Origin of the sequence: Pacificoceanicola onchidii (genome assembly GCF_004804335.1) — a bacterium.
GTDB lineage: Bacteria > Pseudomonadota > Alphaproteobacteria > Rhodobacterales > Rhodobacteraceae > Pacificoceanicola > Pacificoceanicola onchidii.
Window position 1 is genome coordinate 42,710 of the sequence record NZ_SRXY01000006.1, and the last position, 24,969, is coordinate 67,678.

General features: G+C 63.2%; 26 protein-coding genes. 6 read left to right on the forward strand and 20 right to left on the reverse strand.

Features of this window, described 5'->3' with window-relative positions:
- Positions 1–194: 194 nt before the first annotated feature.
- Complete coding sequence (locus E4662_RS15800; protein ID WP_136442577.1) at positions 195–683, forward strand: ClbS/DfsB family four-helix bundle protein; 489 nt, start codon at positions 195–197, stop codon at positions 681–683.
- 3 nt (positions 684–686) lie between these two features.
- On the opposite strand, the gene E4662_RS15805 is transcribed toward E4662_RS15800, so the two are convergent.
- The 7 genes from E4662_RS15805 to E4662_RS15835 form a co-directional block, all read right to left on the reverse strand.
- Positions 687–1,307, reverse strand: a complete 621-nt coding sequence (locus E4662_RS15805; RefSeq protein ID WP_136442578.1) for a VPLPA-CTERM sorting domain-containing protein — start codon at positions 1,305–1,307, stop codon at positions 687–689.
- 200 nt (positions 1,308–1,507) lie between these two features.
- Positions 1,508–2,731, reverse strand: coding sequence for an NADH:ubiquinone reductase (Na(+)-transporting) subunit F (nqrF, locus tag E4662_RS15810; protein ID WP_136442579.1), 1,224 nt, complete (start codon positions 2,729–2,731; stop codon positions 1,508–1,510).
- A gap of 16 nt (positions 2,732–2,747) precedes the next feature.
- Positions 2,748–3,356, reverse strand: coding sequence for an NADH:ubiquinone reductase (Na(+)-transporting) subunit E (nqrE, locus tag E4662_RS15815; protein ID WP_136442580.1), 609 nt, complete (start codon positions 3,354–3,356; stop codon positions 2,748–2,750).
- The gene (locus E4662_RS15820) at positions 3,356–4,009 is read right to left on the reverse strand and encodes an NADH:ubiquinone reductase (Na(+)-transporting) subunit D (protein ID WP_136442581.1); all 654 of its coding nucleotides are present in this window, start codon (positions 4,007–4,009) and stop codon (positions 3,356–3,358) included. Before E4662_RS15820 ends, nqrE begins: the two co-directional genes overlap by 1 nt.
- Positions 4,009–4,821: a Na(+)-translocating NADH-quinone reductase subunit C gene (locus E4662_RS15825; protein ID WP_136442582.1), complete on the reverse strand. Its 813-nt coding sequence runs from the start codon at positions 4,819–4,821 to the stop codon at positions 4,009–4,011. Before E4662_RS15825 ends, E4662_RS15820 begins: the two co-directional genes overlap by 1 nt.
- Positions 4,814–6,013 (reverse strand): NADH:ubiquinone reductase (Na(+)-transporting) subunit B, encoded by a 1,200-nt coding sequence (locus E4662_RS15830; protein WP_136442583.1) that lies wholly within the window; start codon positions 6,011–6,013, stop codon positions 4,814–4,816. Before E4662_RS15830 ends, E4662_RS15825 begins: the two co-directional genes overlap by 8 nt.
- 3 nt (positions 6,014–6,016) lie before the next feature.
- Positions 6,017–7,360, reverse strand: a complete 1,344-nt coding sequence (locus tag E4662_RS15835; protein WP_136442832.1) for a Na(+)-translocating NADH-quinone reductase subunit A — start codon at positions 7,358–7,360, stop codon at positions 6,017–6,019.
- 198 nt (positions 7,361–7,558) lie between these two features.
- Between E4662_RS15835 and E4662_RS15840 the strand changes: the two genes are divergently transcribed.
- Both E4662_RS15840 and nqrM read left to right on the forward strand, forming a co-directional pair.
- Entirely contained in the window at positions 7,559–8,593 is a 1,035-nt protein-coding gene (locus E4662_RS15840) for an FAD:protein FMN transferase (protein ID WP_136442584.1), read from the forward strand.
- Positions 8,594–8,610: 17 nt separating this feature from the next.
- A complete protein-coding gene (gene nqrM, locus E4662_RS15845) occupies positions 8,611–8,850 on the forward strand; it encodes a (Na+)-NQR maturation NqrM (RefSeq protein ID WP_136442585.1) in 240 nt (79 codons plus the stop codon).
- Between the two features lie 355 nt (positions 8,851–9,205).
- Here the strand turns inward: nqrM and E4662_RS24115 are convergent, their stop codons facing one another.
- Positions 9,206–9,382 carry a hypothetical protein gene (locus tag E4662_RS24115; RefSeq protein ID WP_168798000.1) on the reverse strand — a complete coding sequence of 59 codons (177 nt, stop codon included), beginning with the start codon at positions 9,380–9,382 and terminating at the stop codon, positions 9,206–9,208.
- An 85-nt stretch (positions 9,383–9,467) separates the two neighbouring features.
- Between E4662_RS24115 and E4662_RS15850 the strand changes: the two genes are divergently transcribed.
- Both E4662_RS15850 and E4662_RS15855 read left to right on the forward strand, forming a co-directional pair.
- A complete protein-coding gene (locus E4662_RS15850) occupies positions 9,468–9,989 on the forward strand; it encodes a CBS domain-containing protein (protein ID WP_136442586.1) in 522 nt (173 codons plus the stop codon).
- Between the two features lie 174 nt (positions 9,990–10,163).
- Positions 10,164–10,982 carry an ion transporter gene (locus E4662_RS15855; RefSeq protein WP_136442587.1) on the forward strand — a complete coding sequence of 273 codons (819 nt, stop codon included), beginning with the start codon at positions 10,164–10,166 and terminating at the stop codon, positions 10,980–10,982.
- 121 nt (positions 10,983–11,103) lie between these two features.
- Here the strand turns inward: E4662_RS15855 and E4662_RS15860 are convergent, their stop codons facing one another.
- The 9 genes from E4662_RS15860 to E4662_RS15900 all read right to left on the reverse strand — a co-directional run bounded on the left by E4662_RS15860 (position 11,104) and on the right by E4662_RS15900 (position 20,431).
- Positions 11,104–11,556 carry an SRPBCC family protein gene (locus tag E4662_RS15860; protein WP_136442588.1) on the reverse strand — a complete coding sequence of 151 codons (453 nt, stop codon included), beginning with the start codon at positions 11,554–11,556 and terminating at the stop codon, positions 11,104–11,106.
- A 107-nt stretch (positions 11,557–11,663) separates the two neighbouring features.
- Positions 11,664–12,449 carry an XdhC family protein gene (locus tag E4662_RS15865; protein ID WP_136442589.1) on the reverse strand — a complete coding sequence of 262 codons (786 nt, stop codon included), beginning with the start codon at positions 12,447–12,449 and terminating at the stop codon, positions 11,664–11,666.
- Positions 12,446–13,630 carry a vWA domain-containing protein gene (locus tag E4662_RS15870; RefSeq protein WP_136442590.1) on the reverse strand — a complete coding sequence of 395 codons (1,185 nt, stop codon included), beginning with the start codon at positions 13,628–13,630 and terminating at the stop codon, positions 12,446–12,448. The genes E4662_RS15865 and E4662_RS15870 overlap by 4 nt, the downstream gene beginning before the upstream one ends.
- A complete protein-coding gene (locus E4662_RS15875; protein WP_136442591.1) occupies positions 13,627–14,505 on the reverse strand; it encodes an AAA family ATPase in 879 nt (292 codons plus the stop codon). The genes E4662_RS15870 and E4662_RS15875 overlap by 4 nt, the downstream gene beginning before the upstream one ends.
- A gap of 91 nt (positions 14,506–14,596) precedes the next feature.
- Positions 14,597–17,023, reverse strand: coding sequence for an aerobic carbon-monoxide dehydrogenase large subunit (locus E4662_RS15880; RefSeq protein ID WP_136442592.1), 2,427 nt, complete (start codon positions 17,021–17,023; stop codon positions 14,597–14,599).
- A 73-nt stretch (positions 17,024–17,096) separates the two neighbouring features.
- Positions 17,097–17,591, reverse strand: coding sequence for a (2Fe-2S)-binding protein (locus tag E4662_RS15885; protein ID WP_136442593.1), 495 nt, complete (start codon positions 17,589–17,591; stop codon positions 17,097–17,099).
- A 13-nt stretch (positions 17,592–17,604) separates the two neighbouring features.
- Positions 17,605–18,459 carry an FAD binding domain-containing protein gene (locus E4662_RS15890; protein ID WP_136442594.1) on the reverse strand — a complete coding sequence of 285 codons (855 nt, stop codon included), beginning with the start codon at positions 18,457–18,459 and terminating at the stop codon, positions 17,605–17,607.
- A 407-nt stretch (positions 18,460–18,866) separates the two neighbouring features.
- On the reverse strand, positions 18,867–19,985 hold the full coding sequence (locus E4662_RS15895) for an MHYT domain-containing protein (protein ID WP_136442595.1): 1,119 nt from the start codon (positions 19,983–19,985) through the stop codon (positions 18,867–18,869).
- A gap of 56 nt (positions 19,986–20,041) precedes the next feature.
- Complete coding sequence (locus tag E4662_RS15900; RefSeq protein WP_136442596.1) at positions 20,042–20,431, reverse strand: 5-carboxymethyl-2-hydroxymuconate Delta-isomerase; 390 nt, start codon at positions 20,429–20,431, stop codon at positions 20,042–20,044.
- A gap of 97 nt (positions 20,432–20,528) precedes the next feature.
- On the opposite strand from E4662_RS15900, the gene hpaR reads away from it, so the two are divergent.
- The gene (gene hpaR, locus E4662_RS15905) at positions 20,529–20,993 is read left to right on the forward strand and encodes a homoprotocatechuate degradation operon regulator HpaR (RefSeq protein WP_136442597.1); all 465 of its coding nucleotides are present in this window, start codon (positions 20,529–20,531) and stop codon (positions 20,991–20,993) included.
- Positions 20,994–21,185: 192 nt separating this feature from the next.
- Here hpaR and E4662_RS15910 read toward each other — a convergent pair whose 3' ends face one another.
- The 3 genes from E4662_RS15910 to E4662_RS15920 form a co-directional block, all read right to left on the reverse strand.
- Entirely contained in the window at positions 21,186–22,448 is a 1,263-nt protein-coding gene (locus E4662_RS15910; RefSeq protein WP_136442598.1) for an O-antigen ligase domain-containing protein, read from the reverse strand.
- Complete coding sequence (locus E4662_RS15915) at positions 22,445–23,878, reverse strand: GumC domain-containing protein (protein WP_136442599.1); 1,434 nt, start codon at positions 23,876–23,878, stop codon at positions 22,445–22,447. Before E4662_RS15915 ends, E4662_RS15910 begins: the two co-directional genes overlap by 4 nt.
- A 451-nt stretch (positions 23,879–24,329) precedes the next feature.
- On the reverse strand, positions 24,330–24,944 hold the full coding sequence (locus E4662_RS15920) for a response regulator transcription factor (RefSeq protein ID WP_136442600.1): 615 nt from the start codon (positions 24,942–24,944) through the stop codon (positions 24,330–24,332).
- Positions 24,945–24,969 lie beyond the last annotated feature (25 nt).

Genomic DNA, 24,969 nt, shown 5'->3' on the forward strand with positions numbered 1-24,969 from the left:
ATTTTGCCCCAGCCTGCGTTATAGAGCCTTGAAATAGATAACTATTCCTGCAGCTCTATGCCTTGCCTGAAACAAAATCTGTCAAACTGCGCGTCGTAAATCAATGGGTCCTGACCCTAGGGCTCTGACCCTGATCAAGGCAAACAACCACAAGTTGGGCGTATACTTGGGCCATCCACAACGGAGGGTCCACAATGCCTGCAAAAACCAAAGACGAACTTCTGACAGTGACGGTCAAGGAGTACGCCAAGCTTGCACGCGTGCTCGCGCCGATCCCTGCGGAGAAGGCGCTGGAAAAGGACGTGGATGACACCTCGATCAAGGACATCATCGGCCACCGCGCCCATTGGATTGACCTGTTTCTTGGCTGGTATCGGGATGGCATGGCCGGGCTGGAGGTCGCCCTGCCCGCCCCCGGTTACAAGTGGAACGAGTTAAAACGCTACAACGCCGATCTGCGTGCCAGACAGATGGATCTGGGCTGGGATGCGGCGCGCGAGATGCTGGCGGAGCGCCACGCGGCGCTTCTGGCCTTTATCGAAGGGCTCAGCGACGCCGACCTTTACGGCGCGCCCATGAAAGGCGGCAACAACCACTGGACGCCGGGCCGCTGGGCCGAGGCGGCAGGGCCGAGCCACTACCGCTCTGCGGCGAAGTACCTGCGCGCGCGGCTTCGGGGATAAGGTCTAGACGCGCCGCCGGGCTGCCGCCAGTCCGGCGAGCCCGCTCAGCAGCAGCAGAAGTGAGGCAGGCAACGGCACCGCCGCCGGGGCCGCCTCCACCGTTCCAATCGCAAAGCTGCTGCCGAAACTGCCGCCCGTGGGCTGATAAAACAACCAACCTGTCGACGCCGCAGGGGCGATGGAGAACAGAGTGCTCAGGTCTTCAAAGTCCGCGGCAAAAGGGCCGCCGTCTACGAAGATCGAAAAACTGGCACTCGAGTACCCGCCGCCGAAAAACGGATCGCTGGGGTCAAAAAACAGCGAGAACGACAGGCCCGAAGAATTCACCACCACCCGGCTGTCGAGCAGACCCGGTGTTGGTGTCAGGAAACCGATCTCGGTGCCCCCGATCGAAAAGCTCAAGCTTGCCAGATCCGCCGGTTCAAATTCGAACGTCCCGCCCGGAAGCGCACCAAAGGCATCCGTCAGACCATCCGAGAAACTGCCCGAAAACTCCCATATCTCCGGCGTGGTGTTGAACGGGCTCGATGGCAGAAGACCGCTGGCATTGACGTTGATCGTGCCCGCCTGCGCCAGGGACGCCGCGCAGGACAAGACCAATCCGGACAAAAACGCTTTCAGCATAGAAGACCTTCCAACTCTCAAATCTCTGCCCGCAATACTGAACACTTTTAACCATTTGGGCAAGCTCCGTGCCCGAGGCCGCCCCGAACAACGAAAAAAGGGGGCCGCTGTGGCCCCCTTGGTATTGTCATCGGCCGGGGCTTCGCCCGTTCGATCCTCAAACGCTCCCCCGGAGCGTTTGCCGCTACGCGGACCAGATCTCACCCACCAAAGTCATCCAGCATGATGTCTTCGCGGTCGACGCCCAGCTCAAGCAGCATGTTGATGACCGAGCTGTTCATGATCGGCGGGCCACACATGTAGAACTCGCAGTCTTCTGGTGCCGGGTGGTTCTTCAGGTACTCTTCGTAAAGAACGTTGTGAATGAACCCGGTGTAGCCGCTCCAGTCGTCCTCCGGCATGGCGTCGGACAGGGCCACGTGCCATTCGAAGTTGTCGAACTCTTCGGCCAGCTGGTCGAAGTCCTCGACAAAGAACATCTCTTTCTTCGAACGCGCACCGTACCAGAAGGTGATCTTGCGATCGCGGTTTTCCAGACGCTTGAGCTGGTCGAAGATGTGGCTGCGCATCGGGGCCATGCCTGCACCGCCGCCGATGAAGACCATTTCCTTTTGCGTGTCGCGGGCAAAGAACTCGCCGAACGGGCCGGAAATGGTGACCTTGTCACCGGGCTTGAGGTTAAAGATGAACGACGACATCTGACCCGGCGGGATGCCCTGCGAGCCCGGAGGCGGCGAGGCGACACGCACGTTGAGCATGATCAGACCCTTTTCATCAGGGTAGTTCGCCATGGAATAGGCGCGCTCGATCGGCTCGTCGACGGTCGATTGATACTGCCACAGGTCAAAGCGATCCCAGTCCTCGTGATATTCGTCCTGAATATCGAACTCCTTGTAGGACAGCTTGTGCGCCGGCGCTTCGATCTGGATGTAGCCACCGGCGCGGAAGTTCACGTCTTCGCCTTCGGGCAGTTCCAGAACAAGGTTCTTGATGAAGGTCGCGACGTTTTCGTTGGAGCGCACGGTGCACTCCCACTTCTTCACGCCGAAGACCTCTTCGGGCACTTCGATCTTCATGTCCTGCTTCACGGCCACCTGACAGGACAGGCGGTCGCCGCAGGCGGCCTCGCGCTTGGTGATGTGCGATTCCTCGGTCGGCAGGATCGACCCGCCGCCTTCATGAATGCGCACGCGGCACTGCGCGCAGGTGCCGCCGCCGCCACAGGCGGAAGGCACGAAGAGTTTCTGCTCAGCCAATGTCTGCAGCAGCTTGCCACCGGCGGGGACGGAAATCGTCTTCTCGCCGTTGATCTCGATGTTGACGTTCCCGGTGCTGACCAGCTTGGAACGGGCGGCCATGATGATGGCCACCAGCGCCAGAACGATCAGGGTAAAGAGGAAAATTCCAAGTCCAAACGTTGCCATGGTTCCTGCCCTCCCCTTACAGCTTCACGCCGCTGAAAGACATGAAGGCCAGCGCCATCAGTCCCGCGGTGATGAAGGTGATGCCAAGGCCCTGCAGCCCGTCCGGAATGTCCGAATACTTCAGCTTCTCGCGCACACCCGCCATGGCGGTGATCGCCAGCGCCCAGCCAAAGCCGGAAGAGACGCCGTAGGTCGCGGCCTCTGCGAAGTCGTAGGAGCGTTCCACCATGAACAGCGAACCACCCAGAATGGCGCAGTTAACCGTGATCAGCGGCAGGAAGACCCCGAGCGCGTTGTAGAGCGGCGGGAAGTACTTATCGAGCACCATCTCGAGGATCTGCACCAGCGCTGCGATGACGCCGATGTAGGAGATCAGACCAAGGAAGGTCAGGTCCACGTCGCCGAACCCTGCCCAGGCCAGCGCGCCCGGCGCCAGCAGGTAGTTCAGGATCAGGTTGTTGGCGGGCACGGTGATGGCCTGCACCACCATGACCGAGATACCAAGGCCCATGGCCGTGGAGATCTTCTTGGACACGGCAAGGAAGGTACACATGCCCAGGAAGAAGGAGAGGGCCAGGTTCTCAACAAAGATCGCCTTGACCGCGAGGGAAATCAGACCTTCCATCAGTGTGCCTCTACCGATTGGATCTTGTATTCACGCTCTTCCACCTGTGCCGGTTTCCAGGTGCGCACGCCCCAGATGATCAGACCGATGACAAAGAACGCAGACGGGGGAAGCAGCATCATGCCGTTGGGCACGTACCAGCCGCCGTTGTTGACCGTCTCGAAAATGGTGATGCCGAAAAGCGAGCCCGCGCCCAGCAGTTCGCGGAAAAACGCCACGACCATCAGCAGCAGGCCATAACCAAGCCCGTTGCCAACCCCGTCGATAAAGCTGTCGATCGGCGGGTTCTTCATGGCGAAAGCTTCGGCGCGGCCCATCACGATACAGTTGGTGATGATCAGGCCGACAAAGACCGAAAGCGTCTTCGAGATCTCGTAGGCATAGGCCTTGAGGATCTGGTCCACGAGGATCACGAGGCTCGCGATCACGACCATCTGCACGATGATCCGGATCGAGCTGGGGATCTGGTTGCGCAGCATCGAGATGAACATGGACGAAAAGCCCGTCACCGCCGTCACCGCGATGGTCATGACCAGCGCCACCTGCATCGAGGAGGTCACCGCCAGAGCCGAGCAGATGCCCAGAACCTGCAGCGTGATCGGGTTGTTGTCGACCAACGGGTCGATCAGTTGCTTGCGATAGGTCTGTGCCATTACTGCACCTCCCCTGCTGTCAGGCGTTCGAGGAAAGAGCCGTAACCGGTCTCCCCCATCCAGAAACGCACGAGGTTATGAACACCCACCGAAGTCAGCGTCGCCCCGGCAAGCGCGTCCACGTGGTGATCCGCGCCATCGGGACCGGCGGCCTTGGCCACCTGGATCGCCAGATCACCGCCGTCGTTGAACAGCTGCTTGCCGCTCCACAGAGCTTTCCAGCGGGGGTTGTCAACCTCCGCCCCAAGGCCCGGTGTCTCGCCGTGCTGATAGAACTGCAGGCCGAAGATGTCGTTGCCGTTCTCTTCGAGCGCGATGAAGCCATAAAGCGTGGACCACAGGCCGTAGCCTTCGATCGGCAGGATCACCTTGTCGATGGCACCGGCGTCGTCGCGCAGCAGGTAGACCATGCGGAAGGCTTCCATGCTGCCGCCGAGACCCGCCGGGTCTTCGTCCAGATCACGGATGATCGCCGGATCGTCTGCCGCGGCCAGCGCGTCAAAGGTCTCCACGTCGAACTGATCGGTGAACTCGCCGGTCGAGAGGTCCAGCACGTTCGGCTCGAACTGGGCGAACACCTCGTTCACTTCTACGCCGTCCTCATAGACACCCGCCACCTGCAGGATGTTCACCCGCTTGTCGCGCAGCTGGTTTTCCGCCTGCGTCGGACGCAGCGCCACGGAGGCGGCGGAGACAACCATGGAGGCGACAAGGCACAGCGTGCCCGCGACGATCACGGTCTTGGCCACGCCATCGGGCGGTGCCGCGAGGAAGCGCGCCAGCGGGCCCTTGGGCTCGTGAGTATCAGACATAACGCTTGGCCCTCCGTTTGATGTTGGCCTGCACGACGAAGTAGTCGATCAGCGGTGCAAAGACGTTGCCGAAGAGGATCGCCAGCATCATGCCTTCCGGGAAGGCCGGGTTCACGACACGGATCATCACAACCATGAAACCGATCAGCGCGCCGTAGATGTAGCGGCCCATGTTGGTGTGCGAGGCGGAGACCGGCTCGGTGACCATGAAGGCCAGACCAAAGGCATAGCCACCCAGCACAAGGTGCCAGTACCACGGCATGGCGAACATCGGGTTGGTGTCAGAGCCGATCAGGTTCAGCAGGGTCGAGAAGGCAATCATGCCGCCCAGACAGCCGACGATCAGACGCCAGTTGGCGATGCGCACCACCAGGAGGAAGGCCAGACCGATCATCGCCGCCAGCGTCGAGGTCTCGCCGAACGAGCCCTGAATGGTGCCGATGAAGGCGTCCATCCAGTCGATGCCGCGCTCGGGCAGCGCCTGGTAGCCGTCGGATGCACCGATGGACAGGGCAGTTGCGCCGGAGAAGCCGTCAACCGGGGTCCAGATGCTGTCCCCGGACATTTGCGCCGGATAAGCGAAGTAGAGGAAGGCACGGCCGACAAGCGCCGGGTTGAGGAAGTTTTTCCCTGTGCCGCCAAAGACTTCCTTGCCGATCACCACGCCGAAGATGATGCCCAGAGCCACCTGCCAGAGCGGCGTGGAAGCGGGCACGATCAAAGTGTAAAGCATGGAGGTCACGAGGAAGCCTTCGTTCACCTCGTGCTTGCGCACGGTGGCGAAGACCACCTCGAAAATCCCGCCCGCGACCAGCGTCACGATATAGATCGGCAGGAAATACATGAGGCCATGCAACATGTTGGCGAGCGGGTTGTTTGCATTGAAGCCAATGCCAAGCCCCTCGATGATCGCCGCGCGCCAGCCGGAGGCGCCATGTTCGGCAATCGCCATGTTGGTCTGAAGACCGGTGTTATACATCCCGAACAGAATGCAGGGGATCGTCGCGATGACCACATAGGTCATGATCCGCTTCATATCGATGTAGGAGCGCGCGTGCGGCGCGACCGTGGTCACCGTCTTGGGGGTGTAGATGAAGCTTTCGACCATTTCGTAGATCGGGAAGTACTTCTCGTACTTTCCGCCTTTGACGAAATGCGGCTCGATGCTGTCGAAGAAACTGCGCAGACCCAAAGCCTAGCCCTCCTTCTCGATCTTGGTCAGGCTGTCGCGAAGCGCGAGGCCATATTCATACTTGGCGGGGCAGGAGAAGCCGCAAAGCGCGAGGTCTTCCTCGTCCAGCTCCAGCGCACCCAGCGCCTGCGCGCTGTCGGTGTCCATCACCAGAAGCGCCCGCAGGAGCTGCGTCGGCAGGAAATCCTGCGGCATCAGCTGTTCGAAGGTGCCGATCGGCACCATGGCGCGACGGCCGCCGTTGAGGTTCGAGGTCAGCTTGTAGAGCTTCTTCGAGAAGGCGGAGCCGAGCACCGGCTGGAAGGCATATTTCGACGGCATCGGACGGATCCAGCCCATCGGGATCTGCTTGTGATCCTCTTCGATGAGCGTGACCTGGCGGGCATAGCGCCCGAGATAGGCCGTCTCGCCCTCCCCTGCCCGACCGCTGAGGATCGAACCGGAGATCATGCGCACCGGAATTTTTGTGGTCAGGTCTTCGGCCAGCAGCTCGGTCAACGACGCGCCCGCAACCGTGTGCACCAGACGCGGATGGCGCACCATCGGGCCGGTCAGCGCAACCACGCGGCGGCTGTCGAGCTTGCCGGTGTCAAACAGACGGCCAATGGCGATCACGTCCTGATAGCCGATGCTCCAGACCGTCTTGGCGGCAGAGGGCGGCTCGAGGAAATGCATGTGCGTGCCCGCGAGACCCGAGGGGTGCGGCCCGTCAAAGGCGGCAACCTCGACACCCTGCACTTCGCGGCCCGCCACGTGGTGGCCGGTCTCGTGGCAGAGGTAGGTCTTGCCTTCCGACAGCTTCGCGACGGCGGCCAGACCTTCGGTGAAGGCCTGCTCGTCCAGCGCGATGATCTGCGCCGCATCGGCAGAGAGCGGCTCGCTGTCCATGGCGGTCACGTAGATCGCGGCGGGACGCTCGTCGCTGCCCGGCACCTTGGAATAGGGCCGCGTGCGGAAAGAGGTCCACAGACCGGCCGCGCAGAGCTTTTCCGCCACGCCAGCCGCGCTGTCCGCACCACCAATGGCAGAGAAGTCCACCGGTTCGGCGGCGCTGTCGTCGATTTCGATCTCGACACTCACAAGCACGCGGCGCGCGCCCCGGTTGATCGCCTTGATGCGCCCGGAAACCGGCGCGGTGATCTTGACCTCTGGAGTGTCTTTATGTGCGAGGATCGGCGCACCGGCGGCAATCACATCACCTTCCTGCACGGCAAGACGGGGTTTGAGCCCGATGTAATCCTGCCCCAGAATTGCGACGGTCCTGACGGTGGCTGTGTCGATGGTCGTGGATTCGGGTGCCCCAAGCACCGGAACGTCCAGACCTTTCTTCAACGTATATTGCGTCACGTCTTGAGTCCTGTCCTTCATCTGCGCGCCTTATGGTACAGGGACGCCGGGTTTTAAAGGCAGATTCGGTCACTTTTTGCGATTTCGCCGAGTGTTTTCGCTCACATCTTTCGATTCAGTGTTGAACCCCGTCTCATTCTGCCTCAGAAGCGGGCGAACACCAGAAATGGACCTTTCAACAGCTTCCGGAGTACGCCCGTGTCGAACTCTCTTCTCCTTTCCCGCCGCAGCTTCATGATCATGCCGCTCGCGCTGGCCGCCTGCAAAACCGGCTGGTCCGTGCTGGAGCTTTCCGGGCTGACCATGGGCACCGGTTACAATATCGTCGCGGTTGATCACTCCAAGGCTGTGAACAAGGCCGAGCTTCAGGCCGCCGTTGATGCGGCGCTGGCGGATGTGAACACGCAGATGTCCAACTGGGACGCGTCTTCCGAGATTTCGCGCTTCAACGCGCTGGCCAAGGGCGAAAGCCTGACCGTCTCCGCCGAGCTGGCCGAAGTCATGGCCGCCGCCGCGGACGTCAACCGCGCCTCTCAGGGCCGCTTTGACGTCACCGTGGGCGCTCTGATCGACCTCTGGGGCTTTGGCGCGGGCCAGTCCCCGAAGACAGCCGCTCCGTCCGAGACCGCCATTCTCGACGCCATGGGTTGCTGCGGTCAGGCACAGTCCATCGCACAGGCCGGCACCACGCTGACCAAGACGCAGGACGGCGCAGAGGTGTACCTCTCGGCCATCGGCAAAGGCTTTGGCGTCGATCACGTCGCCCGTGCCCTCGCCTCCTTCGGCATCACCGATTACATGGTTGAGATCGGCGGCGATCTGGTTACCGCAGGCCGCAACCCCGAAGGTCTGCCCTGGCAGATCGGCATCGAGACCCCGAGCAGCTTTGATCGCGGCGTGATGCAGGTCGTGGGTCTGTCCGATCTCGGCATGGCCACCTCCGGCGACTACCGCAACTACTTCGAAGCAGACGGGGAGCGGTTCTCCCACATCATCGACGCCACCACGGGCCGTCCGGTGACGCACAACACCGCGTCCGTGACTGTTCTGACCGACAACGCGATGCTGGCGGACGCATGGGCCACGGCGCTGCTGGTTCTGGGCACCGAAAAGGGCCTCGAGATCGCAAATTCCCGTGACATGGCGGTTTTGTTTGTTGATCGCACGGGCGCAGAGGCCACATCTGATGTGACAACCACCGCATCGCGCAAGTTCCTTGAACTGACCGCCTAAGACAAAAGAGCCCGCCCATGTCCACGTTCCTGCTCACCTTCGGCCTGTTTGCCCTTGTCATGATCGGCATGGCGGTTGGGGTGATGTTCAGCGGACGCACGATCAAGGGCAGCTGCGGCGGGCTCAACGCCATCTCCGACGCGGACAAATGCCTTGTCTGCAAGAAAGACATCGACCCGGACAGCCCCTTGCGCGAACGCCTCGGCGCCTGCCCCCGGGCCAAGAAGATGCTCGACGAGATGGAGCAGCAGGGCTGAACGGGGTTTGATGGGACATTGAGCGCCCACCCGTCCCGGACCTGATCCGGGACCTCATCGCAGACCTTTGAGCCAGAGAACAAGCCGCGCCTATCGACGGGCCGTGGTACGGCGATCCCCCTCTGGTCCCCTCGATTTATCCCAGCCACTGGCGCGCTAGTCAGGTCTAGCTCGACACGATTGCCCAATCGCCGTGCCGTCACGCCAAAGGCGTGCCGAGCCCTTGTCGGCGCACCTCCGGTGCGACGGGACGGCCCGTCATGTCGGAGACATGCTTCCAGCATGATGGCGCGGCGGCCTGCGGCCTTGATTCCGCGCCTGTGGTGAGGGGAATGGCCTCTCAAGGCCGAAACCCCTACCCCTCCATCGGCACAAACCCCAGAACCAGCAAACAGCCCGCCGCAATCACACCGTAAATCCAGAGCTGCCAGCGCGGCCCTTCGGTTTTCCACACACGGCGATAGCTGTAGCCCGCGAGGCAGGCGATGACGAAGATAACCGTCGCCAAAACAGGTGTCAGAACAAAATCCATCACCGCACGCGCCCTCTTTTGCTCAAAACTGTTGTCGCTGCCGCGTTTTGCAGTACGCTGAAGCAAAGAACAAGCGGAGGAAAGCATGCCAACATCTTATCAGCCCCCAACCCGCGGCGACGACGAGCAGAAAAGCACGCAGAGCCAATCGCTGCAGACCAACCTGTCTGCCGCCGAGGCCACCGTGGGGCATGTGCTCGACAGCAAGGGCGGCGATATCATCTGGATCAGCCCGACCGATACGATCCAGCACGCGGTTGAAGTGCTGCGCGACAACCGGATCGGCGCGCTGCTGGTCAAGAACGATGACGGCTCCGTCGCCGGGATCCTGTCCGAACGCGACATCGTGCGCCGCCTTGCGGACACGCCCGGCACCACCCTGCCGCAGTCGATCAATGAAATCATGGTGACCGAGGTGCAGACCGCCACGCGCTCCGAATCGCTGGTCACGGTGCTGCGCCGCATGAGCGACGGCCGTTTCCGCCACATGCCGGTGATGGATGGCGACTATGCGGTTGGCATGATCACCATCGGGGACGTGGTGAATTTCCGCCTCGCCGCGCTGGAATATGAAGCGCTGAAGCTCAAACAGCTGATCGTCGGCTGACCAATCACCAAGGCGCCGTCCTCCGACCGGGGCGGTGCCAAAAGTCATCCATGACTTTTGCAAATTCCTTCGAAGGAATTTGCCCCTCCCTCCTGCCTGCGCGCTGTTGAAGCCGCTCCGGACAGGCGTTATCTCCGCTGCTGACGCATACCGCCACTCTGGAGCAGCCCCCCGATGACGATCCGCGAGCGCCTTGGCGCGATTCTCGACAAACCTGCCACGCGCAACACCATCACCGCCGTGATCCTGTTCAATGCCGTGATCCTCGGGCTGGAAACCTCCAAAACCCTGATGGATGCGGCGGGCGGGCTGATCGTCACGCTCGACCGGCTCTGCCTTGCGATCTTTGTCGTGGAACTGGCCGCCAAGCTCATCGCGCGCGGCCCGGCGTTTTTCCGCAACGGCTGGAATGTCTTTGACTTCGTCATCGTCGGCGTCGCCCTGATCCCCGCCGCGCAGGGGCTTGCGGTACTGCGGGCCTTGCGGATTTTGCGCCTTCTGCGTCTCGTCTCTGTCGCGCCCACCCTGCGCCGGGTGGTCGAAGGCTTCGTGACCGCCCTGCCCGGCATGGCCTCGGTCTTCCTGCTGATGGCGCTGATCTTCTACATCGCCTCGGTGATGGCCACCAAACTCTTCGGCGCCAGCTTCCCGGACTGGTTCGGCACCATTTTCCTGTCGGCCTATTCGCTGTTCCAGATCATGACGCTGGAAAGCTGGTCCATGGGCATCGTGCGCCCGGTGATGGAGGTCTATCCCTACGCCTGGGCTTTCTTTGTGCCGTTCATCCTGATGACCACCTTTGCCGTGGTAAACCTGATCGTCGGCCTCATCGTGAACTCCATGCAGGAGGCCCACGCCGAGGAAGAGGTCGCTGCCACGGAAAGCTACCGCGACGCGGTGCTGGCCCGGCTTGATGCCATCGAACGGCATATGTCTCAGCAACCCGAGACCGAGCGAAAAAGGGACGTGCAAAAAGGGGACGGGCAGAAGTAACCCTTCAAGCCCGCCCCAACGACGCCAGTTCGCACATTTTTTGACCGTCAGACATCCCGTGGGGATACAGATCTGGAATGCCCGCCCAAAGACGCGGCGCGATCCGGCGTTTAAGAATCCCTCAGGCCACCGCCTCTTCCTCGACCACCTCGGCAAAGCTCTTGAAGAACTTGCTCGCCAGTTTCTGCGCCGTGCCCTGAATGAGGCGGCTGCCAAGCTGCGCCAGCTTGCCGCCGATCTCGGCCTTGGCGTCATAGCGCAGCACCGTCACGCCCTCGTCCGCCGTCAAAGTCACATCCGCGCCCCCCTTGGCATGGCCCGCCGCGCCGCCATTGCCTTGCCCGGAGAGGGAAAACGCATCCGGCGCGCCGCTCTGGTCCAGCGTCACCGTGCCGGAGAACTTCGCTTTCACCGGCCCGACCTTCAGCACCACCTTAGCCTCCAGTTCCGTATCGGAGTGCTTGATCAACTCCTCACAGCCCGGAATGCACTGTTGCAGCACCTCAGGATCGTTCAGCGCCGCATAAACCACGTCTTTCGGCGCGTTGATGGTAATCTCGTCACTCAGTTGCATGGATCTTCCTTTTCTTCAGCAACAGGGAAATTTGATCCGGGCGAGGATCTCTGCCTGCGCCCGATTGGGACGCAGCCGCGCCCTTAACATATTGAAAAACCGTCGCATCATGGCCGATCCTCCCCACGCGGCACCGGCGCACGGCGGATCTGTACCAGTGACGCAAGGATCGACAGGGCGATCTCTTCCGGCGTGACCGCCCCGATGTTCAGCCCTGCCGGCGCATGAACCGCAGCAACCCGGCCCTCCTCCTGCCCCGCCGCCACGAGCTTGGCCGACAAAGCCGCGTATTTCTTCGCGCTGCCGACAAAGAACACATGCTCCGTCCCGGCCTGCAATGCCGCCGTCAGCGCATCCATGTCCCCCTGTCCCTGCGTCGCCACCACGATCACGCGCAGCCGCGCAGGCACCGCAGACGAGATCTCCCCGGCAACCGACCAGTGAAACTGCGGCGCAAGCTGGCACAGCGCTTCGGCCACGGGCGAGCCGCCCAGAACCACCAGTTCCGGCATCGGCAGGCATGGCTCGATGAAGATATCAACCGTGCCCCGCGAGGGGCAGCCATTGCGCGCGTAAAGCACCCCGGCCTCTTCCTCGCCCGCCGCTTTGCCCTGCTCCGCCAGATGCTCTTCGGGAGCCACGGAAATCAGCTTCGGCCCGCCGCTTTCAATCGCCGCGAGCGCCGCACGTCTGACCGCCCCGCGCGTGCAGCCGCCGCCCAGAAACCCGTGCAGGATCGCCCCGTCCGCACCGATGATCGCCTTTGCGCCGGGTTTGGCAGCGGTGGTGCCGTTGGTGCGCACGATCGTGGCAAAGGCAAAGGGTTCCTGCCGGTCGCGCAAATCCTGCGCGGTCTCGGCAATCGGATCAGAGAGGAATTCTGCAGGGGTCATAGCCGGGTCAACTCCGTCTCAAGCGCGGCCAGATCGGCCAGGGTGTTGGCCGCCGCGAACAAATCCAGATGCGGCAGCGCCGCCGCCATACCGCCCGCCACGGGGGCGTAATCCTTCCACCCTTTCAAAGGGTTGAGCCAGATGATCCGACAGCCCCGCTTGCGCAATCGCGCCAGCGCGTGGTCCATTTCTTCTGGCGGCGCCGTGTCGTAGCCATCGCTCAGGATGATCACCACCGACCGCCCATCGACAAACCGCCGCGCATAGGTTTCGGCAAAGAGCTGCAGGCTCGCGCCAATCTTCGAGCCGCCGCCAAATCCATCGGCCATCAGCGACATGCGCCCAATCGCCCGCATGGCATCGCGGTCGCGCAGCGCCTCGGTGATCCGCACCAGCCGCGTGTGAAAGAGGTACGCATCCGCCGTGTCATCCCCGCGCATCAGCCCCGCCAGAAAGGCCAGAAACACCTGCGCATACACGCCCATGGAACCTGACACATCACACAGCGCCACGATCTTCGGCGCGCGGTCCGGGCGTTTGCGCCGGTAGAGCCGCAGCGGCTCGCCCCCGGTCGAAAGGCTGCGCCGAATGGTCTTGCGAAAATGCAAGCGGTCGCCTTTGCGCGCCGCGATCCGCCGACGCGAGCGCCGGTCCTTCAGCGCCTGCCCCAGACGCCGTGCCACGGCCTCGGCCTCGGCAATCTCTTCGGGCCGCACCAGATCACGCAGGTCTCGCCGCGACAGGTTGCGCCGCTCGGTGGCAATCAGCTTGCCCTCGCCGTCACGCTCCGCCTCGCCGTCGCCGCCATCAGGCGCGGTGCTTTGCCCTGAGCCGCCCATGTCCTCACCTTTGGCATTGCGCGAAGAGTGTACCGCGTCATCGCCCTTCTGCGGCGCGGCGCTCGGCACCACCTTCGTGCGCACCCGCCCCATGTCCATCCAATAGGCTTCGAACAACGCGTCAAACCGCTGCGCCTCTTCCTTGCATCCCGTGCAGACCGCACGCAGCGCCGCCCGTGCCAGCATCGGCCGCGCCGCCTCCACATGCGTAAGCGCGCTGAGTGCTGCCTCACTTTCCTGCACACCAAGCCGCAGGCCATTCTCCCGCAGATGCGCCACAAACCCGGCCATGCGCGCCGCAGACCCCGGATCGCGGGCGGCAAAGCGTGTGACCCGGCTCATGCCGCCTTCCCCGCAAGCCGTTGCGCCACTTCCGTCGTCACCGCCGCCCGGTCCGCTTGCGTCTTCAGCAAAGTCGTCAGTGTGTTCTGCAAGACCGCCGGATCATCCGTCAGATCCGCAATCCCCAGCCCCATGAGCGCGGCGGCAAAGTCCAGCATCTCCGCCACGCCGGGAACCTTCTCCAAATCCTCGCTCCGCAAAGCCTGCACAAACCCGATGATCTGCTCGCCCAAACGCCGCTCAATCCCGGCACAGCGCGCCTGCAAAATCGCCAGTTCCGTCGCCGGGTCCGGGTATTCGACATAGGAAAACAGACAGCGCCGCCGCAAAGCATCCGACAAATCGCGCGTGCCATTCGACGTCAGGATCACCACGGGCTTTGTCACCGCCTCAATCGTCCCAAGCTCCGGCACGGTGATCTGGTAGTCCGCCAGCATCTCCAAAAGAAACGCCTCGAACTCCTCATCCGCCCGGTCGATTTCATCAATCAGCAACACAGGCGCGGCATCCTGCGTGATCGCCTGCAACAATGGCCGCTCCAGCAAGTATTCCCGAGAGAATATCCGATCTTCAACGGCCCGACCGGTCTCGCCGCTTTCCGCCGCCGCCCGGATCGCCAGCAATTGCCGCTGGTAATTCCACTCGTAAATCGCCTGCGCCGCGTCCAAACCCTCATAACATTGAAGCCGAATAAGACGCGTATCCTGCGCCGCCGCCAAAACCCGCGCCACTTCCGTCTTGCCAACGCCCGCCGCCCCTTCGAGCAACAAAGGCCGCTGCAATGTGAGCGCCAGATGCAACGCCACGGCCAGATCGTCCGAGGCCACATACCCCTCGGCCCGCAGCCTGTCCTGCAAGGATTGAAAGCCGTCCACACGCGCCTCCTGTTTCTTTGGGCCAAAAATACCTCGGGGGTGCGGGGGCAGCGCCCCCGCCCGGTCGGGTCACAACGTGACCCGAAACCCCTCAGCCATGCAGACCAAGCTGGTTCGCCGTCTTCCAGATCCGCCAGTGGTCATGCGGCATATGCGTGTGCCGCAGCCCAAAGGCCCGGAAGGCGTCGTTCACCGCATTGGAGAAACACGGCACGCCGCCAACATGCGGGCTCTCGCCCACACCCTTTGCGCCAATGGGGTGGTGCGGTGAGGGCGTGACCGTGTGGTCCGTCTCATAGTTCGGCACCTCCCAGGCGGTGGGCAGGAAGAAGTCCATGAGCGTCCCCGTCTTCACGTTCCCCATGTCGTCGTAGGCAATCTCCTGCCCCAGCGCGACGGCCAGCGCCTCGGTCAGACCGCCATGCACCTGCCCTTCGATGATCATCGGGTTGATGCGGGTGCCGCAGTCATCGAGCGCATAGAACCGCCGGATGTCGACCTCGCCGGTGTCCACGTCGATGTCCATGACACAGACATAGGCCCCAAACGGATAGGTCATGTTGGGCGGGTCATAGTAGCTCACCGCCTCAAGCCCCGGTTCGATCCCCGGAATGGCCTGATTATAGGCCGCAAAGGCGATCTCCTTCATGGTCTTGAACTTCTCCGGCGCGCCTTTGACCACAAAGCGGTCCACGTCGAACTCCACGTCATCATCATGCACTTCGAGCAGGTACGCCGCGATCATCTGCGCCTTGGCGCGGATTTTCCGCCCCGCCATGGCCGTCGCCGCCCCCGCCACCGGGGTTGAGCGCGAGCCATAGGTGCCCAGCCCATAAGGCGCGGTGTCCGTGTCGCCTTCTTCGATGGTGATGCTATCCGCCGGCAGACCGATCTCGGTGGCAAGGATTTGCGCAAAGGTTGTCGCGTGTCCCTGACCTTGTGAAATTGTGCCAAGCCGCGCGATCGCTGAGCCTGTCGGATGGATGCGAATTTCGCAGCTGTCAAACATGCCAAGGCCAAGAATATCGCAATTCTTCACCGGCCCGGCCCCCACGATCTCCGTGAAATGCGTCAGGCCAATGCCCATCAGCTTGCGCGTCTTGCCCGCCTTGAAATCCTCGACCCGCTGCGCCTGTTCCGCACGCAGCCCGTCATAGTCCACGGCCTTCAGCGCTTTGTCCCAGGCGGTGTGGTAATCGCCAGAGTCATATTCCCAGCCCAGCGCCGCCTTGTAGGGGAACTGATCCTTGCGGATGAAGTTGATCCGGCGCAGCTCGGCTGCATCCATATCCAGCTCAATCGCCAGAACCTCGATCATCCGCTCGATAAAGTAGACAGCCTCCGTCACCCGGAACGAGCAACGATACGAAACACCGCCCGGAGCCTTGTTGGTATAGACCCCATCCACCGCCAGATACGCCGTTGGAATATCATAGGAGCCGGTGCAGATGTTCATGAACCCCGCCGGGAATTTCGTCGGATCGGCGCAGGCGTCAAACCCGCCGTGATCAGCGGTCACATGGCAATCAAGTCCAGTGATTTTGCCGTCTTTGGTGGCGCTGATCTTGCCGGTCATCCAGTAATCGCGGGCAAAGGCCGTGGTCATCAGGTTTTCCATCCGGTCCTCGACCCATTTCACCGGAACACCAGTGACGATGGAGGCGACAACCGAGCAGACATAGCCCGGATAGGCCCCGACCTTGTTGCCAAACCCGCCGCCAATGTCGGGCGAGATCACCCGGATGTTGTGCTCCTCAATCCCTGAAATCAGGGACACCACGGTGCGGATCGCGTGGGGTGCCTGAAAGGTGCCCCAAAGCGTCAGCTTGCCATTGACCTTGTCCATCGACGCCACACAGCCGCAGGTCTCAAGCGGACAGGGGTGCGTGCGGTGGTAATACATGGTCTCCGTGGCCACCACGTCGGCGTTGTCGATCACCTGTTTGGTGGCCTCCTTTTCGCCCGCTTCCCACGTGAAGATGTGGTTGTGATGTTTGCGCGGCCCGTGTGCGCCGTCCGGCAGGCTGCCGTCTTCGCCCACGAGGTCTTCGCGCAGGACAACATCCGATTTCATCGCCTCAAACGGGTCCACAAGCACCGGCAGGTCTTCGTACTCGACCTCGACCAGTTCCACCGCATCGGCGGCGATATAGCGGTCCTTGGCGACCACATAGGCCACCTCCTGCCCTTGAAACAGCACCTTGCCATCGGCCAGAACCATCTGCTTGTCCCCGGCCAACGTCGGCATCCAGTGCAGACCAAGCGGGCGCAGATCGTCGGCGGTCAGAACCGCGATCACCCCGTCCAAAGCCAAGGCCGCAGAGGCGTCGATGGACTTGATCCGGGCGTGGGCATAAGGCGAGCGGACAAAATCGCCAAAGAGCATCCCCGGCAGTTTGATGTCGTCCACATAGTTGCCCTTGCCTTGGGTAAAGCGGGCGTCTTCCACGCGTTTGCGCTTGCAGCCCATGCCGCCCAGCGCGTCGACGCGTTCCTCGCGGGTTACTTCGTCCTTCATTGTGCCGCCTCCATTCTGATTTGGCCTACCACTTCGTTACTTGAGGCCGGTCGGCCGCTCCACGATCTGACGGTCATTGCGCAGCCTCCTTCGCAGAGTTCAGCTCCTCAGCCGCAGCGAGAATGGATTTCACGATGTTCTGATACCCGGTGCAGCGGCAGATGTTGCCCGCCATGCCAAAGCGCACCTCTTCCTCTGAAGGCGTCGGGTTCTCTTCGAGCAGCTTCGACGCGCGGGTGATCATCCCCGGCGTGCAGAAGCCGCATTGCAGCCCGTGGTGTTCCTTGAACGCCTCCTGCAGGACATGCAGGCTGTCCGGGTTGCCGAGGCCTTCGATGGTGGTCACCTCCGCGCCATTAGCCTGCGCGACGAACATGGTGCAGGATTTCACCGACTTGCCGTTGATCGTCACGGTGCAGGCGCCGCAGTGGGACGTCTCGCAACCAATGTGCGGGCCGGTGATGTTCAGCCGCTCGCGCAGCGTATGGATAAGCAACTCGCGCGGCTCGGCCAGGAATTCCTGCTCTTCGCCATTCACGGTCATCTGGATGTGCATTTTCTTGGACATCGGTTTCCTCCCCTTATGCCCGGTCCCAGGCGCGCGCGATGGCGCGGCTCAGGATCACGCCCGCTGCGTGGCGTTTGAATTCAATCGGGCCGCGGTTGTCTTCAGCCGGGTCAATGTCGCCCAGCATCGCCGCCACCGCCGCCTTGATCGCCGCCGCGTCAACGGCCGTGCCAATCAGCGCCGCCCCTGCCGCTTCGGACCAGATCGGCGTGTCGCTGAGATTGGTCATGGCGATGGAGGCCGCCGAACAGGTGCCACCCGATTTCTCAAGGATCACCGCCGCCGCCGCCGTGGCATAATCGCCAATCTTGCGTTTTTGCTTTTCGTAGGCCGAGCCGCCTTTGGGCGCGGCAAAGCTGACAGAGGTCAGAACCTCCTCATCATCGCGCGCGGTCATATAGGCCGCCTCGTAGAACTCCCGCGCCTTGACCGTGCGCTCGCCCTCTTCGCCCACAAGCGTGAAGGTGGCGTCAAGGCACTGCATCAGCCCCGGCATGTCGTTGCCCGGATCCCCGTTTGCGACGTTGCCGCCCACGGTGCCCATGTAACGCACCTGCGGGTCCGCGATCTGCAAAGAGGCCTCGCGCATGATCGGCGCGGCCTGCGCAAGCTGGTCGTTGGCGATGATCTCCGCTTGAGTGACCATGGCGCCGATGTGAACAGTGCCTGCGTCCATGCAAATGCCGCGCAGGGTCTCCACATCCTGAAGGTCGATCAGGTGCGGCACGTCGGCCATGCGCAGTTTCATCATGGGGATCAGGCTGTGCCCCCCGGCAAGGACGCGGGCGTCGTCTCCGTGCTCTTTCAGCACCGCAAGAACGCCCTCCATGTCCTTTGGCCGGTGGTATTCAAAGGCCGCTGGAATCATTGCTACTCCTCCCTGAGCAAGTTTTCTGGCTGGCCTCAGGGGGGCATGCGGTGGTGCACAAGGCACCCCAAAAGCATTTGTTTACGAGGGTTTTGCACGAGTTGCGCCGCTGGACGCACGAGTTGCGCTGCTATGCCTTTTTGAGCAACAGAGGTTTGCACCCGGCCTCGAGGGCGGGCCCCGGCATTGTCGCCGTCAACTCTTCAAAGCATCCACGTCGAAGCCCCTCCAAACGTTCCGCCACTTCGCACCCGCCGTCGAACCAGAGGTTCGCCAATCAGCAATGGTTCGCCTTCGGCGAAACGGGGGCGAGGTCAGGTGCGAACCGGATCGCAAGCGATCCGGGGGAAAGAATTGGCTAACCCGGATCCCGTTTGATCCACCTCGAAATCAGGAAGCCGTTACTCTCAAACGAAAGCCTCTTCGGCCTCCTTGAGGTGCGAGCGGCTCACCGGCACCGGCGGCAGGGTTTCTGTCCCGAAGGTGCAGCGCCCCTTGTCCTTGCTGCGCTCGAACCGGGTGACCTTGACCGGGTTGACCAGATAGCTGCGGTGCACCTTCACAAAGCCAAGAGGCGTGAGCCGCTTGGTCGCTTCGGTGATCGGCCATGCGCAGAAGTGCCGGTCTTCGGAGGTATAAACCTGGGTGTAATGGCCGTCGGCGCGCAGGAAGACCACCTCGCCCGCCGGCACAAACACCTTGCCGCCGTCGCGCTCGCAGGGAATGCGCAGCACGGGCTGTTCCGGCTCGGGGGTCGGCTCACGTGTCGGCTCGGCGGCTGGCGCAGGCGCGGCAGCCTGAGCCGTCCCCTCTTCGGGGATCAGCAAGGTCGCCCCGACCCAGAGAAACGCACCAAAGATCACGAAACTCGACAGGATCACCCCCATGGCCATGATCTCGTTGCTGATCAGCGGCCCGAACTCGCGCGCTTCGGGCAGCGCGATGAAATTCGTGCCCGCCATGGCGAGAAAATGCACCGCAAAGACCGCCGCCCCGAAACACAGCGTGCCCAGTGCGATGTTGCGGTTGGTGCGCCGCCCGTAGGCCACGCCAAAGGCCACGATGCACAGCCCGATGGCCAGCACCGACGAGCCGATCACGCCGCCCGGCGTATAGACCGGCTGGCACAGCTCCATCCCGGCCATGCCGACGTAATGCATGGCGAGGATTCCCGCCCCGACGATGCTGCCCGCCGCCACGATCACCCCGCGCGTGCGGTGGGTGAAATGCAGCAGGATCAGCGCAAGGCCGACCATCAGGATGGCGATCAGCGCCGAGACGAGCGTGATCGCCGCGTCATAATAGAACAGGATCGGCAGGCGCAGACCAAGCATGGCAATGAAATGCATCGACCAGATGCCACCGCCCAGCGCCACGGCGGCAATCGCCACGGCGAGCTTGCGCCGCGCGGGCGGGATCTGCGACAGGTCCTTGGTCAGGGTCAGCCCCGTCGCCCCGGCGACAAGCGCCACCACCAGCGAAATGGCGACCAGCCAGGGGTCATGTCCGAAGTCGAGAAATTGCATGGGGCGAAACATGCAACAGCGGACCTTTCATTGCAATTGTTCTCAAATCCGCCGCGTCAGCCGGGCTTGCTGAGCCGCGCGTGGATCGGTGTGTCCTTCCAGCTGAGCGCCGGATCGGAGACGCGGATGTCCAGCGACAGGGCAAAATGCGGCGCAGCAAGCCGCTCTGCCAGCACCGCCTGTGCGGCGGCAAAGATCAGGTCCCCGGCGGCGCGCAACGCTTCCTGCGAGCGCCCGGCCCCCACCGCCAACGTCATGGCGGCAAAGTCATTTTCCGGCAGGCCGTCCGCAACAACGGCATAATCGGCGCAATGCGCCCGCACCCGGATGCCCGCAAGCGGGAAAATCCCGGCCTGCACCATGGCCCCGTGCAGGGCGCGGCACAGATCCGGGATGGATACGTCCCGCTCCAGTCCGGCGGAGTATTCAATCGACAGATGTGGCATGGGACGTCCTCCTCATTTATTAACATGTTAATCAACGCTGCGATTGTCAACGATTAACCTGTAAAGTAGCGTCAGGTCAGAACCGGAGACCTTAGTCATGCCGCAGAACCGGAGCCGATCCGCTGCCCCCCTCGCCCATACACGGCGCGCCCTGCCGATTGCGCTTTTGCGTGCGCGCGAGACGTTGATGGAACGGTTTCGCCCGATGCTGCACCGGCTGGACGTGACCGAACAGCAATGGCGGGTGCTGCGGGTTCTGGACGAGAACGAGGCCGTGGACGCAACGGAACTGGCCGAAAGCGCCGCGATCCTTGCGCCGTCGCTGTCGCGCATTCTCAAGGCGATGGACGCGCGCGGCTTCATTCATCTGCGCAAGGCCCCCGATGACGGGCGCAAGACGCTGATCAGCCTGTCCAAGGCGGGCCGCGATTTTCTCGCCAAGGCCGCGCCGGAAAGCGCGGCGATCTCCGAAGAGATCGAAGCGCGGCTGGGGCGAGACAAGATTGACAGGCTGCTCGACGAAATTGACGACCTGATCTTTCAACTCTCCGAGAAGCGGTAGGCGACCGTTGGTCTTTGCGAAACAACGGTTCGCACCCGGCCTCGAGGGCGGCTTCTGAGTTTGGCGCAGCTGAGCGATCAAGCATCTACGTTACGACCACTCGAACCGTCCCGCAACTTCGCACCCGCCCTGGGGGGCGAGGTCGGGTGCGAACCGGATCGCAAGGCGATCCGGGAAAGGCCTCAACACGCACTACATTCTTTCCCCAGCCATCTCCCGCGCGTGCACACCCAACATCAGGAGCGCGGGCCAGAGCAGGTAGGCTTCGATCTCGATATTCTCGCCAAAGGACAACAGCACTAGCACCATGCAGATCCCCAAGGGGAGCCGTCCCCGGGGGCTGCGGGCGGCATCCTGCAAGGTCAGGGTGATCTGCCACAGAAGTGGGACAAGGAAGGCGAAGAAGCCGACCAACCCTTTGACAAACAAGAGACCATACCAGGTGTGATGAGAGCCGATGGGCATGTATTCCACCAGATGCGGGCCGGGCGCGACGCGGCCATGGCCAAACCAGACCGCCTCTTCGCGCCAGCGTTCTTCGGCGATGCGTTGCAGCGTGGCGCGCACCCGGGTGCTGTCGGCGCGGGCGGATTTGAAAGCCTGAATGCCCGCGCCAAGACTGCGGAACAGCCAGTCTCCGATCACCGCCATGGAGGCCGCAACTGCCGCCAGCCCGGCCCAGGCCCAACTGCGCAGGACCAGCGGCATCAGGCGCGGGCCCAACGTGCAGGCCACCAGCCCGACCAGCCCCATGCGCGATTTCGAGGCGAGGATCATCAAAACCCCCGCAGCCACGCCGGCCACCATCCAGCGCCGCTCGCGCTCTTCCAGCGCGAAGAGCACGGTGACGACGCCCAGCAGCGCGGCAAAGGGGGACCAGGGCGCAAAGAACTGCCAGCGCGGGGTCCAGGAAGACGGATCATAGGTGAAGAAATAGACCGAGAAGTATTCCGGCCCCGGACCGCCGACGGCCTTGAGCGGCGAGGTGAAGATGCGCTCCGGCAGGCCGGCAAACGGCGCGGCGAGCAGCACCGGCGCGAGGATCAGCGTCCAGAGCGCGAGGCGGCATTGTGCGCGGATCAGAATCTCGCGCCGGATCGGCAGCACCGCCCCCGCCAGCGGGAAGAGGGCCAGCAAGGCCCAGCCCTTGGCCCAGCCGATCGAGGATTTGATGGTCTGTTTCAGCCCCATGTCCCAATGCAGATGCCCGCCCCAGAGCGCGATCAGCATCACGCACATGCCCATCAGCCAGAGCCAGATCACGGCGGGCACCGGCCCGGTGGCCCGCAGGTCCGACCGGATGGCGGGCCCGAGGTAGAGCGAGAGCGCGGCGAGCGCTGCCAGCATCCAGCCCAGCACCGGCCCGACCACGTAGAGCGCGCCAACGGCGTAGAACGGCCATGTCCACAGGATTGCGCGCCAGACGATGCGTTCGGGCAGGGTCTGCGGGCTCATGACGTCTTCTTTTCCCGGGTCAGGGCCCCGATCAGCGCGCTGCGCATCCAGCCCAGCACGAGAGCGACGGTCAGCAGGACTGTCGCGGCCACCCCGGCGGCGAGCGCCAGTTTGCGGTTGGGCGACGAGGGCTTTTCCGGCAAGGTCGGATCTTCGAGCACCTGCACCAGCGGGTATGAGGCATAGACATCGGTGCGCTGCGACTGGGTGCGGGCGATGGCGGAAGCAAAGACCGCCTCGGCCACGTCAAAATCCCGTTGCAGGTCTTCGAGGCTGGCGGCCATGGGAGCGAGGCGCTCCAGCTCGGCAGACTGGCGCAGGCGCTGCGTCTCCAGCGTCTGCATCTGGGTATAGAGGCCCGCGCGTTCGGTTTCCTGCCGCACCAGTTCGGTGAGCAACGCGCCGCGCCCGGCCCCGCCCGCCCGTTCGGGCAGGCTGGCAGAGCCGGTGAGCGCCTCTGTGCGGGCAGCGGCGCGGGCGCGCGCGGTGGCGAGCGCGGCGGCGGCGGTCTCGACGTTGGGATGGCGGCGGCCATAGCGAGCCTCGGCCTCGGCCAGATCGGTGGCGGCGGCGGCTTCGGCCTCCATCAGCGACAGGTAGGTCTCATCACCGTTGAGCCGCAGGATCCGCGCCGCCGCCTGCGCGCTCACACCCAGCTTGCCTTCAAGCCGTTCCACAGCGCTGGCGGCGCGGGCATGGTCGGCGCGGGCCAGATCAATCCGCGCGCGCAGGGCGTCGGCCTCATCGAGAAGCCGCTCGTATTGCGCCGCCGAATGCAGGCCCGAGGTCTCGCGCAGGGCGGCGATGTCGGCACGGGTGCGGGTGACAGAGGCGCGGTAATCGGTGATTGCCTCCAGCCCGCCGGTCTGCCGCGTGTCCTGCTCATCGCCGCGCAGGCGGTCGATCTCGGCCATGAACTCGGCCAGCAAAGCGGCGTTGCGCGCGCGGGCGGCTTCGGCGTTTTCGCCGGTCATCTTGATATGGATAAAGGCGGTCTGATCAACCAGCTGCACCTGCGGCGCGCCAAACGCCTGCGGCGTCATGCCAAGGCGGGTGGCGGCGGCGCGTTTGATGCGGTCTGCGGAGAGCAGACGTTTGTAGGTCTCGGTCGGGCTGACCGCGCTGCTGGCAAAGGCGGAATTGGCGTGGGTCGAGGCCTGGCCGATGTTGGCAAGATTGACCGAGGAAGACGCCCCCGAACCGGGCAGGATCAGCGACATGTGGCTGGTAAAGCGCGGCGGGGCGGAGGCGAGATAGGTGCTGATCGGCCCCCAGATGCCGATCAGGCTGGCCAGTGTCAGCAGGAAATACCGGGGGAGCCGCCCCGCGTCCCGGAGCCGGCCGCCGCGCAAAACACGCGCCCATGAGGGGCGGGCGCGCCAGAGAGCAGGTTTGGAGAGAATAAGCGGCGGATCACTGGCAAGGGACATGGGACAACTCCTGTGTCCTTGCTTGTACCGCGGCGGGCGACACGGCGCTGCGGCGCGCCCGGCTGTGCGCGCGGGGCTTTTGGGGCGCGGCCTACCCAGTTGGATAGGTGAGCGCAGCCGCTCTGCCCGCCGCGGCGGGTTTGCCGGACGGGGTTTTGCCAGTTGGTGATGGTGAAAGCCTGAAAAAGGCGGCCGCCCAGTCACGGATCATCATGGCCGGGGCGTTTAATCCCGGCTTGCAAGTCTGATCAGATCGAACATCCCCCAGGTGGGGCTGCCCGCGTGGCAGGTGAGGGCCGCGCGGATCAATCCGAGTTTTCAGTTGGTACCGGGGAGAAGGGTGCCCTTGGTTTGTGAACAAGGGGTTAGGGCAGCGCGCGGTGGGCTGGAGGCCCCGGATCAAGTCCGGGGCGGGCAGGCTCAGTTTCGGGACGGGTGCGCTTCGGGTCCTTCAGAACATCCCCGCATCGCGGGCGATGATCGCGGCCTGGGTGCGGTTGTTGACCTCGAGCTTGCGGAACAGCGTTTTCATGTGCAGCTTCACCGTCGGCTCCGTCAGACCGATGTCGCGGGCGATTTCCTTGTTGGATTTGCCCGCTGTCAGCCCTTCGAGCACCTGCAACTCGCGCTCTGTCAGCTTTTCGGCAATCGGATGCGGCGCGGTCTCATCAGGGGCGGTCATGAAATCGATGGGGGCGTATTGCTCGCCCATGGCCATGAATTTCACCGCGTTCACAAGGGACTTCGCAGGCAAGGTCTTGGGCACGAAACCGGCCGCGCCCAGCGCGAGCGCCTGCTCGGCAATGTCCTTGGTCGCCATGCCGGAAATCAGCGCCACGCGCTGTCCGCCCTTCATGGCAAGCGCGGCCTCCAGCCCTTCGAGCCCGTTCATGCCGGGCATCTTGTAGTCCAGCAGCACCAGATTGTAGGGCTCGTCCTCTTCGATGCGCTGTGCCGCCTCGTCAAAGCTGGCGGCGCTGCCGAGCTCGATCCCTTCCTCTGCGCCAAGAAAGGCAATGAGGGTGTCTCGGAGCAAATCATGATCATCGGCAATCAGTACACGCATGGGGCAACATCTCGTATCAGGACAG

Bases quoted from the DNA above. Each gene is read 5' to 3' on its own strand.
- E4662_RS24115 (WP_168798000.1), bottom strand. From the start codon at position 9,382: ATGGATTTTGTTCTGACACCTGTTTTGGCGACGGTTATCTTCGTCATC.
- nqrE (WP_136442580.1), bottom strand. From the start codon at position 3,356: ATGGAAGGTCTGATTTCCCTCGCGGTCAAGGCGATCTTTGTTGAGAAC.
- E4662_RS15915 (WP_136442599.1), bottom strand. From the start codon at position 23,878: ATGTCCCTTGCCAGTGATCCGCCGCTTATTCTCTCCAAACCTGCTCTC.
- E4662_RS15910 (WP_136442598.1), bottom strand. From the start codon at position 22,448: ATGAGCCCGCAGACCCTGCCCGAACGCATCGTCTGGCGCGCAATCCTG.
- E4662_RS15820 (WP_136442581.1), bottom strand. From the start codon at position 4,009: ATGGCACAGACCTATCGCAAGCAACTGATCGACCCGTTGGTCGACAAC.
- hpaR (WP_136442597.1), top strand. From the start codon at position 20,529: ATGCCGCAGAACCGGAGCCGATCCGCTGCCCCCCTCGCCCATACACGG.
- E4662_RS15870 (WP_136442590.1), bottom strand. From the start codon at position 13,630: ATGAGCCGGGTCACACGCTTTGCCGCCCGCGATCCGGGGTCTGCGGCG.
- nqrF (WP_136442579.1), bottom strand. From the start codon at position 2,731: ATGGCAACGTTTGGACTTGGAATTTTCCTCTTTACCCTGATCGTTCTG.
- E4662_RS15880 (WP_136442592.1), bottom strand. From the start codon at position 17,023: ATGAAGGACGAAGTAACCCGCGAGGAACGCGTCGACGCGCTGGGCGGC.
- E4662_RS15920 (WP_136442600.1), bottom strand. From the start codon at position 24,944: ATGCGTGTACTGATTGCCGATGATCATGATTTGCTCCGAGACACCCTC.
- E4662_RS15900 (WP_136442596.1), bottom strand. From the start codon at position 20,431: ATGCCACATCTGTCGATTGAATACTCCGCCGGACTGGAGCGGGACGTA.
- E4662_RS15895 (WP_136442595.1), bottom strand. From the start codon at position 19,985: ATGCAATTTCTCGACTTCGGACATGACCCCTGGCTGGTCGCCATTTCG.
- E4662_RS15855 (WP_136442587.1), top strand. From the start codon at position 10,164: ATGACGATCCGCGAGCGCCTTGGCGCGATTCTCGACAAACCTGCCACG.
- E4662_RS15860 (WP_136442588.1), bottom strand. From the start codon at position 11,556: ATGCAACTGAGTGACGAGATTACCATCAACGCGCCGAAAGACGTGGTT.
- E4662_RS15800 (WP_136442577.1), top strand. From the start codon at position 195: ATGCCTGCAAAAACCAAAGACGAACTTCTGACAGTGACGGTCAAGGAG.
- E4662_RS15805 (WP_136442578.1), bottom strand. From the start codon at position 1,307: ATGCTGAAAGCGTTTTTGTCCGGATTGGTCTTGTCCTGCGCGGCGTCC.
- E4662_RS15850 (WP_136442586.1), top strand. From the start codon at position 9,468: ATGCCAACATCTTATCAGCCCCCAACCCGCGGCGACGACGAGCAGAAA.
- nqrM (WP_136442585.1), top strand. From the start codon at position 8,611: ATGTCCACGTTCCTGCTCACCTTCGGCCTGTTTGCCCTTGTCATGATC.
- E4662_RS15885 (WP_136442593.1), bottom strand. From the start codon at position 17,591: ATGTCCAAGAAAATGCACATCCAGATGACCGTGAATGGCGAAGAGCAG.
- E4662_RS15825 (WP_136442582.1), bottom strand. From the start codon at position 4,821: ATGTCTGATACTCACGAGCCCAAGGGCCCGCTGGCGCGCTTCCTCGCG.
- E4662_RS15865 (WP_136442589.1), bottom strand. From the start codon at position 12,449: ATGACCCCTGCAGAATTCCTCTCTGATCCGATTGCCGAGACCGCGCAG.
- E4662_RS15890 (WP_136442594.1), bottom strand. From the start codon at position 18,459: ATGATTCCAGCGGCCTTTGAATACCACCGGCCAAAGGACATGGAGGGC.